The 12,023-nt window shown below is 71.6% G+C and carries 11 protein-coding genes; 7 read left to right on the forward strand and 4 right to left on the reverse strand.

Features of this window, described 5'->3' with window-relative positions; all coding sequences use genetic code 11:
- Positions 1–18: 18 nt before the first annotated feature.
- From QMG39_RS04925 to QMG39_RS04940, 4 genes are read left to right on the forward strand one after another with little or no spacing between them, the layout of a single operon-like run.
- Complete coding sequence (locus QMG39_RS04925) at positions 19–1,200, forward strand: polyamine ABC transporter substrate-binding protein (RefSeq protein WP_281882756.1); 1,182 nt, start codon at positions 19–21, stop codon at positions 1,198–1,200.
- Positions 1,190–2,101: an ABC transporter permease gene (locus tag QMG39_RS04930; protein ID WP_373878347.1), complete on the forward strand. Its 912-nt coding sequence runs from the start codon at positions 1,190–1,192 to the stop codon at positions 2,099–2,101. Before QMG39_RS04925 ends, QMG39_RS04930 begins: the two co-directional genes overlap by 11 nt.
- On the forward strand, positions 2,098–3,012 hold the full coding sequence (locus QMG39_RS04935; RefSeq protein ID WP_281882758.1) for an ABC transporter permease: 915 nt from the start codon (positions 2,098–2,100) through the stop codon (positions 3,010–3,012). Before QMG39_RS04930 ends, QMG39_RS04935 begins: the two co-directional genes overlap by 4 nt.
- Before the next feature lie 13 nt (positions 3,013–3,025).
- Entirely contained in the window at positions 3,026–4,684 is a 1,659-nt protein-coding gene (locus QMG39_RS04940; protein ID WP_281882759.1) for an amidohydrolase, read from the forward strand.
- A 13-nt stretch (positions 4,685–4,697) separates the two neighbouring features.
- Here QMG39_RS04940 and QMG39_RS04945 read toward each other — a convergent pair whose 3' ends face one another.
- Together QMG39_RS04945 and QMG39_RS04950 are read right to left on the reverse strand one after the other, a co-directional pair.
- Positions 4,698–5,132: a hypothetical protein gene (locus tag QMG39_RS04945; protein WP_281882760.1), complete on the reverse strand. Its 435-nt coding sequence runs from the start codon at positions 5,130–5,132 to the stop codon at positions 4,698–4,700.
- A 115-nt stretch (positions 5,133–5,247) separates the two neighbouring features.
- Positions 5,248–6,870, reverse strand: coding sequence for an HNH endonuclease signature motif containing protein (locus QMG39_RS04950; protein ID WP_281882761.1), 1,623 nt, complete (start codon positions 6,868–6,870; stop codon positions 5,248–5,250).
- A gap of 92 nt (positions 6,871–6,962) precedes the next feature.
- On the opposite strand from QMG39_RS04950, the gene QMG39_RS04955 reads away from it, so the two are divergent.
- Together QMG39_RS04955 and QMG39_RS04960 are read left to right on the forward strand one after the other, a co-directional pair.
- Positions 6,963–7,859, forward strand: a complete 897-nt coding sequence (locus QMG39_RS04955; protein ID WP_281882762.1) for an aminoglycoside phosphotransferase family protein — start codon at positions 6,963–6,965, stop codon at positions 7,857–7,859.
- A 90-nt stretch (positions 7,860–7,949) separates the two neighbouring features.
- The gene (locus QMG39_RS04960) at positions 7,950–9,473 is read left to right on the forward strand and encodes a helix-turn-helix domain-containing protein (RefSeq protein ID WP_281882763.1); all 1,524 of its coding nucleotides are present in this window, start codon (positions 7,950–7,952) and stop codon (positions 9,471–9,473) included.
- Between the two features lie 4 nt (positions 9,474–9,477).
- On the opposite strand, the gene QMG39_RS04965 is transcribed toward QMG39_RS04960, so the two are convergent.
- Positions 9,478–10,254, reverse strand: a complete 777-nt coding sequence (locus QMG39_RS04965) for a glycoside hydrolase family 16 protein (protein WP_281882764.1) — start codon at positions 10,252–10,254, stop codon at positions 9,478–9,480.
- Positions 10,254–10,799, reverse strand: coding sequence for a PadR family transcriptional regulator (locus QMG39_RS04970; protein WP_281882765.1), 546 nt, complete (start codon positions 10,797–10,799; stop codon positions 10,254–10,256). Before QMG39_RS04970 ends, QMG39_RS04965 begins: the two co-directional genes overlap by 1 nt.
- 69 nt (positions 10,800–10,868) lie before the next feature.
- Here QMG39_RS04970 and QMG39_RS04975 point away from each other — a divergent pair, with 69 nt between their 5' ends.
- Positions 10,869–11,969 (forward strand): serine hydrolase domain-containing protein, encoded by a 1,101-nt coding sequence (locus QMG39_RS04975; protein ID WP_281882766.1) that lies wholly within the window; start codon positions 10,869–10,871, stop codon positions 11,967–11,969.
- The last annotated feature ends 54 nt before the right edge of the window (positions 11,970–12,023 follow it).

Genomic DNA, 12,023 nt, shown 5'->3' on the forward strand with positions numbered 1-12,023 from the left:
GAACACCAGGAGTGCCCCATGGCCGACAACGAATCCCTGAAGATCCTCGCCCCCGCGAGCCAGGTGCCCACGATCGCCCGCAACCTGAACCGCCGCCGCTTCCTCAGCTTCGCCGCTGCGGCCGGTGGCGCCGGCGTCCTCGCCGCGTGCACCCCGGGCGGCGCCGAGTCGTCCGCCCCGCAGGCGACGGGCGGCGAGCTCGAGGACTCGCTCTCCATCTACACCTGGGGCGACTACGACGACCCGGGCGTGATCGAGACCTTCACGACCGAGAACGGGCCGACCATCACGCTCGACTCGTACAACTCGAACGAGGAGCTCGTCTCGAAGCTCATCGCCGCCAACGGCACCTCGGGCTACGACATCATCGTCCCGACCGGCCCGTTCATCCCGCAGATGATCGAGAACGGCCTGTTCACCCCGCTGAACCTCGACCTCATCCCGAACATCGAGCACGTCGACCCCGAGTTCCTCGGCCTCGCCTGGGACCCCGAGAACGAGTACTCCATCTGCAAGGCGTGGGGCACCACCGGCTACGTGTACGACACGACGGTCATCGACCGCGAGCTCACCACGTGGGCGGACTTCCTCGACGCCGCGCAGAACGAGGCCAGCGGCAGCGTCTCGATGCTCGACGACCCGATCGCGATCGCCGGCGCGTACCTCTGGTCGAAGGGCGAGTCGCAGTCCACGACCGACGAGACGCTCCTCGCCGAGGCCGAGGACTACATGGTCAACAACATCGCGCCGCACATCTCGACCTTCGAGTCGTACCCGGGCGGCACGATCATCCCGACGAACGCCGCCGCCCTCGTGCAGACCTGGAACGGCGACGCGCGCCTCGGCATCCTCGAGTCGTCGACTCCGGAGAACTGGAAGTGGGTCCTCCCCGCCCCGACCACCGAGATCTGGATGGACAACTGGGCGATCGCGGCCGGCGCCCCGCACCCCGAGGCGGCGCACGCGTTCATCAACTACGTGCTCACCCCGGAGAACTCGCTGCTCGAGCTCGACTACATCGGCTACAACACCGGTGGCGCGGACATCGAGGCGGCAGCCGAGGAGTACGGCGTCGAACTGCCGGAGCTCATCTTCTTCACGTCCGACCAGCTCGCGACGATGCAGGAGACCACCATCAACGAGGCCCAGCAGACCATCGTCGACATCTGGAACAAGACGAAGGTCGCCGCTGGTGCGTAGTCCGAAGTTCGCGCTGGCCACGCCCGCATGGGCGTGGCTGGTCGCGTTCTTCATCATCCCGGTCGGGATGGTGATCTACTTCAGCTTCGGCTACAAGCCGGGCATCTTCGGCACGCACGCCACCGACGTGCTGTCGTTCGACCGGTACGTCGAGGCGTTCTCGCCGGTGTTCTTCGCCACGTTCATGAACACCCTCTGGGTGGGCGTGCTCGGCACCCTGCTCTGCCTGGTGATCGGCGCGCCGGTCGCCTACTGGATGGCCGTCAAGGCGCCGCCGAACCGCCGCGGGCTGCTGCTCGCGCTGGTCATGGTGCCGTTCTGGACGAACTTCCTGGTCCGCACCATCGGCTGGCAGATCCTGCTGGCCCCGCAGGGCCTCCTCGGCGGGCTCGACCTGCTGTACACCCGCGGCGGCGTGCTGCTCGGCGTGGTGTACAACTACCTGCCGCTGATGATCCTGCCGCTGTTCGTCGCGTTCGACCGCGTGGGCGACCCCATGCGAGAGGCCGCGAAGGACCTCGGCGCCGGCCGCATCCGCACCTTCCTGAGCGTCACGGTGCCGCTGGCCCGCCCCGGCATCATCGCCGGTGTGCTGCTGGTGTTCATCCCCCTCATGGGCGACTACATCACCGCGACCGTGCTCGGCGGCGCGCAGGGCAACATGGTCGGCCAGCTCGTGGCCAGCCAGTTCCAGACCGCGCAGAACTGGGCGCTCGGCTCGGCGATGGCCGTGCTGCTGATCCTCGTCATCATGGCGACGGTCGCGGTCGGCGGGCTCATCGTCTGGCTCGTGACGATGCCCTCGCGCATGCGCCGGCGACTCGTCATCGGCGACGCGGAGGCGAACGCGACGAGCACCCGCAGCATCCCGGCATCGGCCGCGACGGAGGCACAGTCATGACCGCCCTGAACGAACGACCCGCGGTCGGCACGGCGGATGCCCCCGGTGCATCCGCTCCCGAGATCCGGCCGGCGCGCAAGTCGGCGTCCGACATCGCGCTCACCGTCTGGAGCGTGCTGGTCTTCGGCTTCCTGTTCGTGCCGATCATCGTCATCATCATCTATTCGTTCAACACGGGCCGCCTGCTGGTCGCGTGGGACGGCTTCGGCATCGACGCGTTCCTCACGATCTTCCAGAAGCCCGCGATCCAGAACGCGGTGATGGTCTCGATCCAGTCGGGCATCATCGCGGCGTTCATCGCCACGACGCTCGGCACGCTCGCCGGCATCGCGATGGCGAGCCGACCGGGCAAGTGGGTCGGCTGGTTCCTCGTGCTGCTGCTGCTGGTGTCGGTCACCCCCGAGATCGTCGACGCCGTGGCGCTGCTGCCGTGGCTCGTGACCCTGGGCCAGGACTTCGGCCTGACGCTGTTCAACAACGGCATCGCGCGCCTGGTCGTCGGTCACACGCTGTTCGCGACGGCGGTCGTGTCGTACATCGTTCGCGCCCGCCTCGCGGGCCTGGACGCGCAGCTACAGGAGGCATCCGCCGACCTGTACGCGACGCCGATCAAGACGTTCTTCAAGGTGACGCTGCCGCTCGCGATGCCCGCCGTGCTCGCCGGCTTCCTGCTGTCGTTCACGCTGAGCCTCGACAACACGATCGTCTCGGCGTTCGTGCAGGTCTCGGGCGCGACGCCGTGGCCGGTGTACGTGCTGAGCGCGGTGCGCACGGGCCTGCGGCCCGAGATCGCCGCGGTCTCGACGCTGATGCTGCTGCTGACGCTGATCGCGCTCGCGTTCGTCGCGTTCGTGCTGCGCCGGGCCGGCGACTCGGCGACGCAGATCGCGCGGACGATGACTGGGAATTGAGCACCAACTGAACATGCAGCAGCACGCCGACCTCGTCTTCTCGGGCGGCCCGGTCTTCACGGCCACCACGCAGCGCAACCGGGCGACCGCGGTCGCCGTGACGGGCGGGCGCATCGTCGCCGTCGGCCACGACGAGGTGCGCGAGCTGATCGGGCCGCACACCGAGCAGGTCGACCTGGCCGGGCGGATGCTGGTGCCGGGGTTCCAGGACGCGCACGCGCACCCGGTGTGGGGCGGGCTGGACCTGATGCGCTGCAACCTCGCGCACGTGTTCGGCACGCCGCAGCTGTACCTCGACATGATCGCCGAGTACGCGGCCGCGCGCCCCGACGACGAGTGGGTGCTCGGCGGCGGCTGGACGATGAGCGCGTTCCCGGGCGGCACGCCGCTGGCGGCCGACCTCGACCGCGTGGTGCCCGACCGGCCGGCGTTCCTGCCGAACCGCGACGGCCACGGCGCGTGGGTCAACTCGGTCGCGTTGCGACTGGCGGGCATCGACCGGCACACGCCCGACCCGGCCGACGGGCGCATCGAGCGCGATGCCGACGGCAACCCGTCGGGCACGCTGCACGAGGGCGCGATGTCGCTCGTGAACCGGCTGCTGCCGCGCACGACCGACGACGAGCTGCAGCAGGCGGTGCTGCTGGGCCAGGAGTTCCTGCACTCGTACGGCGTGACGGGGTGGCAGGACGCGATCGTCGGGTCGTACGGCGACGCGGGCGACGCCGGGCCCGCCTACGTGCAGGCCGCCGAGCGCGGGCTGCTCACCGGCCGCGTGGTCGGCGCGATCTGGTGGGACCGCACGCGCGGCCTCGAGCAGATCGACGACCTGGTGGCCAAGCGGGAGGCGTATCGGGGCGGCCGGTTCGCGTCGACCAGCATCAAGCTGATGCAGGACGGCGTGCCGGAGAACTTCACGGCGTCGATGCTCGAGCCGTACTGCGATGGCCACGGGCATCCGTCGGACAATTCGGGCATCTCGTTCATCGCGCCCGAGGTGCTGAACGAGGCGGTGCCCAGGCTCGACGCGCTGGGCTTCCAGGCGCACTTCCACGCGATCGGCGACCGCGCCGTGCGCGAGTGCCTCGACGCCGTGGAGCATGCGATCACCCGCAACGGCCGCAGCGACCATCGTCACCACATCTCGCACATCCAGGTCATCCACCCCGACGACCTGCACCGGTTCCGCGAGCTCGACGTCGTGGCGAACATGCAGATGCTCTGGGCCGCGTACGAGCCGCAGATGGTGGAGCTCACGCTGCCGTTCCTCGGCGACGAGCGCGCGGCCTGGCAGTACCCGTTCGGCGACCTGCTGCGCTCGGGCGCGGTGCTCGCGGCCGGCAGCGACTGGTCGGTGACCTCGCCGAACCCGATGTCGGCCATCCACACGGCGGTGAACCGGAAGTCGGCGCCCGGCCTCGAGGAGGGCGAGTACGACCCCTTCTACATCGGCCAGCGCCTCGACCTCGGCACCGCGCTCACCGCCTACACGGCGGGCTCGGCCTACGTGAACCACCTCGACGACCTGACCGGCACGATCGAGGTCGGCAAGTACGCCGACCTGACGGTGCTCGACCGCGACCCCTTCGCCGCGCCCGACGACGAGATCGGCCTCACCACCGTGGAGCAGACCTTCGTCGAGGGCGAGCGGGTGTACGCCTCAGGTTCCTGAGCCGCTCGGCCTCCTAGGCCGGGCAGATCTCCTCGAACGCGACGGACGCCGCCCCGAACTCCTCGACCGTCGTCGTGAACGCGTCGAGGTCGATCGCGGTCGGATCGTCGGCGGCGGCGGCGAGCACGTCGGCCATGGCGCCGACCTGGGTCGAGAACTCGAGGGCCGCGTCGCGCACCTCGGCGTTGCCGACCTCGTCCTGCGCCGTCTGGGCCAGCGTGTCTGCGAACGCCTCGAGTCGCTCGGCGGCCTGGGTCGGGTCGGCGGATGCCTCCGCGAAGGCGTCCTCGATGCCCATGCCCTCGGCCAGCTCCGCGCCGGCGGTGTTGAGCACGCCGCAGGCCTCCTCGGTGGACTGATCCGCGGAGGCTCCGGAGGCGGTGCCGGTGCACCCGGCGAGCAGCAGTGCGGAGAGGGCGATGGGAGCGAGGAACGCAGAGCGGTGCATGGAGGTTCTTCCGGTCGTGAGCGCGCGCCGATCGGCGCGGAAATGCCAGTCAACCACGGTGCCGTGTGAAACCCGTGCACGTGTGGACGGCACGCGTCATCGCGCCATCGCCCGATCAGAACGGAGCGTCTTCGGGCGGTGGATCGGGCGGCGCAGGCGAACCGCGCCCGCCGTCGGGCGCGCCCGTACCGATGCGGCGCTCGGGCTCGGTCGAGTACTCGCGCCCGGTCGGACTCCGCCAGTGCAGCACCCCGCCCGGCGCCGGCTGCACGCGCCATCCACCCTCGTGTTTCAGGTGGTGGTGTCGTGCGCACAGGTGCGCGAGGTTGTCGTGCCGGGTCTCGCCGCCCGCGGCCCAGTCGACGGTGTGGTCGACCTCGCATCGTGCGGCCGCTCTTGTGCACCCCGGGAACCGGCAGGTGCCGTCGCGCACGCGCAGCCACGCGCGCAGGTCGGGAGGCACGGTGTAGCTCTCCCGGCCGACCGAAAGCACGGTGCCCGCCTCGGGGTGGGTGAGCAGCCGCTTCCACGAGGGCGCCGCTCCGGCGAGCTCGCGCGCCACGTCGACCGGGATCGGCCCGTACCCCTCGAGCTCGGCGGGCTCGTCTCCGTGCCCGAGCAGCGCCATGACCGGCACTGTCACAGTGACGGTCGGGCGGATGCCCCGCCGGCGCGGTCGCGCACTGCCCGACGTGTCGCGAGCGTCGCCCGACTCGCAAGCCGCGACCGACGAACGCCCGATGAGCCCGCGCTCCACGCCATCGCCCACACCCTCACGGCCGGCATCAACGGCGTCACCGGCGGCGGGTCCGACCGAGCCGCACGACGACCCGCCGGTCAGCAGGTCGGCGAACACATCCGCCCGCAGCTGGGCCATCGTGCGCTGCTCGCCCTCGGCCGAGCCCAGCTCCCCCGCGAGGTCGTCGAGCTGCGCGTCGATCGACGCCGCGCGCACAGCAGGCAGGTACGCGCCGAGCCATGCCATGCCGTCGCGCTCGGGCGTGATGCGCACGTGGCGCTCGGCGGCTGCGGCCGCGACGCGGGCCTCGACCGAATCGGGATGCATCTGCTCCCGCATCCGCCGCGCGCGGCGCCGGAACTGCGCCGGGGTCGTCTGCTCGGCCATGGGCAGCACGGCCGCCTCGTACGCGGAATGAGCCTCGGACGGCAGCGACGAAACCTCGTCGGCGATCGTGCGCGCGTGCGTGAAGGTGATGCGCCCGGACTCGGCCGCGGCGAGCGTGGCGTCGGCACCGTCGGCCAGCCGCGACGCATCCGCCAGCCACCGGGACACCGCACCCTCGGCGGATCGGGTGGCGCAGGCGACCTCGGCCGTCACCGACCGGTGCGCGAGTTCGCGCCGCCGCGACGGCGCCTCGACGCGCAGCCCCCTGGCCTCGCGCTCCGCGGCCCGCGACTCCTCCAGCTCGAGCGCCCGCAACCGTGCCCGCTCGAGCACCCGCGCACGCCGTGCGGCGATGCGCTCGAGCTGCCGCGTGAGCGACGCGACCTCGTCGATCTCGAGGTCGAGCAGGTGCTCGGGCCGCACGCCGTGCTCGGCTTCACACCCCTCTGCGTCGGCCCGCACGAGCTCCCACCACGCCTCGACGTCGCGGTCGAACAGCGCCCACTCGGCGTCGATCTCGTCGGGCGCGGGCAGACGCGCAGGCAACTGCTCGAGCAGCACCGCGACACCCGTCGCGGCCTGCTCCCGCATGCCCTCGCCCGCCTCTTCCACGTCTTCATTCGACCAGTACCCACCGACATTCGGGCCGCTTCTGCGCGCCCCGCTCCGGCGCCCCGAACACCCCGCTGCGCTACCGTGTGCCGATGCGCACCACCCACCCCGACGAGGTGCCGACGGATGCCACCCTGGCGCGCCGTCTCGTCGCCGCGCAGTTCCCCGAGTGGGCGCACCTCCCGATCGGCGCCGCACCGTCGCAGGGCACCGACAACGCGATGTACCGCCTCGGCGACGAGCTCGCCGTGCGCCTGCCGCGCATGCCGTGGGCGGCCGCCCCCCTCGAACGCGAGTACCGCTGGCTCCCGCTCATCGCACCGCAACTGCCCGTCGCCGCGCCACTGCCGCTCGCCCTCGGCCGACCCGCCGACGGATACCCCTGGCACTGGACCGTCTGCCGATGGCTCGTCGGCGAGCACCCACCGGTCGATGACGAAGCGGATGCCTCATCGTCGGCGCTCGCAGGCCAGCACGACCTCGCCCGCGACCTCGCCGCCTTCGCTCGCGCGATGCGCGACCTCGACCCCGACGGAGCACCGACCACCGCGTGGCCGCTCCCCCTCGCCGGGGAGGACGACTTCGTCAGCGGGCAGCTCGCGGCCATCGGCGCGACCGAGCTCGACGCGATCTGGAGCGCCGCTCGCAGCGCACGCCCACCGGCGACCCGCACCTGGATTCACGGCGATCTCTCCCCCGGCAACCTCCTCGTCGCCGACGGTCGCCTCACCGGCGTGCTCGACTTCGGAACGATGGGCCTCGGCGACCCGGCGAGCGAGCACCGGGTCGCGTGGAACCTCCTCGGACGCACGACCCGCGAGACCTATCGCGCCGCCGTCGACGCCGATGACGACGAGTGGGCGCGCGCCCGCGGCTGGGCACTGCTGCAGGCCCTCGCGCAGCTCGCGCACGTCGCCGAACGCCATCCCCCGATCGCGGCCGGCGCGCGCCGGGTGCTCGCCGAACTCCTCTCGGAGCACGCCGACTGAGCGGCAGCCGCCAGCCGATCCGGCAGGATTCGCAGAACTTTCCCACTTCTTCTGTTTGCACCCGCTGCACAACCATGTGAACATCGATCCATGGTCATCGCAGATCGCGCCACTCCACCGACCCGCATCGCGGGCCCGCAGGCGCGCCCCGAGACCGACCGCGACGACACCGAGCACGACGACGAGATCGACGCGCTGACGCTCGGCCGCCGCATCCGCGAGGCCCGCACCGCCCGCGGCATGACCCTCGAGCAGCTCGCCCAGGCCGTCGACCGGGCACCCAGCCAGGTCTCGATGATCGAGAACGGGCGCCGCGAGCCGAAGCTCTCGATGCTCCGCACGATCGCACTCGCCCTCGGCACGACCGTCGACGAGCTGCTGCGCGCCGAGCCGCCGAGCCCTCGCGATGCGCTCGAGATCGCCGTCGAGCGCGCGCAGCGCGGCCCCGTCTTCGAGGCCCTCGGCCTGCCCGCGTTCCGCGTGGCCAAGGGCATGAACGACCAGACGCTGCAGACGATCCTCGCGCTGCACAACGAGATCGACCGCCTGCACCGCGAACGCGCCGCGACGCCCGAGGAGGCCCGACGCGCCAACGCCGAGCTCCGGCAGGAGATGCGCGCCCGCGACAACTTCTTCCCCGAGCTCGAGGAGCGCGCGGCCGAGCTGCTGCAGGCGGTGGGCCACGGCGGCGGACCCGTCTCGCACCAGCTCGTCGCCGACATCGCGAGCCACCTCGGCTACTCGCTGCACTACGTCGGCGACCTGCCGAACTCGACCCGCTCGGTGACCGACAAGCGCAACGGCCGCATCTACCTGCCCACCTCGCAGTCGCCGTCGCGCGACTCGCGCTCCCCCATCCTCCAGGCGCTCGCGAGCCACGTGCTCGCCCACGCGGAGCCGAGAAACTACGGCGAGTTTCTGCGCCAGCGCGTGGAGACGAACTACCTCACCGCGGCGATCCTGCTGCCCGAGCAGGCCGCGGTGCGCTTCCTCACCGAGGCGAAGAACCTGCGCCGCATCTCGATGGAGGAGCTCCGCGACCACTTCGCCGTCTCCTACGAGACCGCCGCCCACCGGTTCACGAACCTCGCCACTGCGCGCCTCGATATCCCCGTGCACTTCATGAAGGTGCACGAGTCGGGCACCATCATCAAGGCCTACGAGAACGACTCGGTGCGCTTCCCGTCCGACGCGCTCGGCGCGGTCGAGGGCACGACGGTCTGCCGCAACTGGACCGCCCGCACGGTCTTCGACGCGACCGACCGGTTCAGCCCCTGGTACCAGTACACCGACACGTCGTCGGGCACGTTCTGGTGCACCTCGCGCATCGAGAAGGCCAAGGAGGGCGAGTACTCGGTGTCGGTCGGCGTGCCGTTCGGCCACGTGAAGTGGTTCCGCGGCCGCGAGACCCCGCACCGCTCCGTGAGCCGCTGCCCCGACGAGACCTGCTGCCGCCGCGCGCCCGACGCGCTGGCAGAGCAGTGGGCGGATGCCTCGTGGCCGGCCGCCCGCACCCCGACGAGCCTGCTCGCGGCGCTGCCGACCGGCACGTTCCCCGGCGTCGACCAGACCGAGGTCTACGAGTTCCTCGAGGCGCACGCGCCCCGCGCCTGACGCGTCACTCCCCCAGCCACCGCCACCCGCGCACGTGGTCGACGACCAGCTCGGGCGCGGTCTCGGGAGCATCCGCCCCGAACCGGTAGACGTTGAGCATGAGCTGCATCGGGTAGTCCGGCGACTGCGACGACCGCTTCACGACCTGCCCGTCGAACGAGAACTCCACCCCGCCGGGCGTCCACTCGACGGCGTAGTCGTGCGGCTCGCGCACGTCGGCGGCGAACGGCACCTGGCTGAAGTCGTCGGTGATCGCGGGGTCGGCGAACGGATGCAGCCCGCAGCCGACGAGCGCACCCTCGTCCGCGACGTCCCACCCGAAGATCTCGAACACGCAGATCTCGGCCGACTGCTCGGGCTCCTCCTCGACACCGATCAGCCAGAGCGCGGCGAGCGCGCCCGGCGCCACCCGCGCCGCCGCCCGGATCTCCACCCGCCCGTACCGCGGGGTGTACGTCCACTCGGGCTCCTGCGCCTCGCGCACCACGAGCCCCGAGCGGAACGGATGCTGCCCCGACGTGCTCCCCACGGGCCCCGAGCGCACGCCGGTCTGCAGGTTCGACACCCGCACCTCGCCGTCGAACTCGGGCGACCACGCGGGCTGGTCGGCCTCGACGCGCAGGTGCAGCCGCCCGTCGCGCAGCTCGTAGCGCGCCGCCGTGCGCGCGCGGCTCGACCACTGCGGCAGGTAGCACGGCAACCACTGCGACCGGTCGAGCTCCGCCCCGTCGAACCGCGCGTCGAACTCGAGCGCGAACCGTCCGTCGGGCGTGACCTGCATCAGCGCGACTCGCCGCCCGGCTCCTGCGCGGCGAGCGCCCGGAACCAGCCCTCCGCCGCGTCCGTCGACATCAGGCCGTACTCCAACGCCTTCCGCTGGTAGTGGAACACCCTTCGATACTGCTCCGGAACGTCCATCTCGTCGAGGGTCGCGTCAAGCGACGCGAGCTGCGCACGGTCGCGCTCGATCGCGGCGACCACGTCGTCGAGCACGGCACGGCGCTCGGCCGGCTCGTCGACGAGCCCCAGGAAGTACAGCTTCGACAGCGCGGCGACCTCGATGTCGCTGCCCTCGACGGGCGCGCGCATCCAGGCGTGGAACGCCGCGGCACCGGCATCCGTGATCGAGTACACCTTCTTGTTGCGCCCGCCCTCGACGGTCTCGGCGAAGGTCACGTACTCCTTCGCGGCGAGGGTGCGCAGCGCCGACTGCAGGCTGCCGTAGCTCGCCCGGTAGAAGAGCGAGATGCCGTGCCGGAACTGCTGGTTGAGCGAGTACAGCGTCTGCGGTGCGAGCAGCAGCAGCCCGAGGATCACGTTGCCCATTGACGTCCACCCTGCATGGGCCTACTCTACGGGATATACCTACTAGTGATATACCGAGAGGTGAGACGGATGCTGCTGCAGACGACCACGAACACGGACTTCACCGCGCGACTGAGCAAGGCCGTCGCACAGCACGCACGCGACGACTCCGGCCCGGGCACGCCCCAGGTCGCCGTGCGCGCGGAACGCCTCGGCATCGACGCGCGCGTCGGCGACCCCCGCGGCCGCTTCCACGTCGCGAGCGTCGGCAAGCTCTTCACCGCGACCATCGCGATGCAGCTCGCCGAGCGCGGCGACCTCGACCTCGACGCGCCGCTCACGAGCCTGCTTCCCGCCAACGAGCTCGCCGGCCTCTTCACCGTCCGCGGCACCGACCACGCCGCCGCGGCCACCACGCGCCAGCTGCTCGCCCACACGTCGGGCGTCGCCGACTACTTCGAGGACCGCGTCACCGACGGCCCGCGCCTGAATCGCCTGCTGGTCGACGAACCCGACCGCACCTGGACCCCCGGCGACCTGCTCGCCGTCACGCGCGAGCGCCAGCACCCCGTCGCGCTCCCAGGTGTGAAGTTCCACTACTCCGACACCGGGTACGTGCTGCTCGGCCGCATCCTCGAGGAGCGCACCGGCACCGCCTTCCACGACCTGCTGCACGAGCGCCTCTTCACCCCGCTCGGCATGGACGACACGTTCCTGCCGTACCGCTCGCGCGCGGCGAACGACGGCGACGGGCCGGTCGACGTCGACCCCGGCATCCTCCCCGTGCGCCTCGGCCGCACCGACATCGCGGGCTTCCGCAGCCTGACCATCGACTGGGCCGGCGGCGGGGTCGCGAGCACGCCCGACGACCTGCTCGCGTTCAGCGAGGCGCTGCACGGCGGGCGCCTGCTCTCCCCCGCGAGCCTCGAGGCCATGACCACGATGCAGCACCGGTTCCGCCCGGGCATCCACTACGGCACCGGCATAATGCAGCTGCGCTTCGGCGAGTTCTCGCCGTTCCTGCGCGGGTACCCCCGGCCCGTCGGTCACACCGGCATCCTCGCCACGCACGTCTTCCACGACCCCGTGCACGACGCCCACCTCGTGGTGAACTTCGGCGCCACCACGGCGATGCGGCGGAGCGTGCTCGCGATCATCGCGATCGAGCGGATGCTGCGCGCCGCCGCCTGATCCGAGCCCCAATCGCTGCACCGTCCGGACGGCCTGTGCGGACCCCGCGAAAGG

This window comes from Agromyces rhizosphaerae (assembly GCF_027925245.1).
Taxonomy (GTDB): domain Bacteria; phylum Actinomycetota; class Actinomycetes; order Actinomycetales; family Microbacteriaceae; genus Agromyces; species Agromyces rhizosphaerae.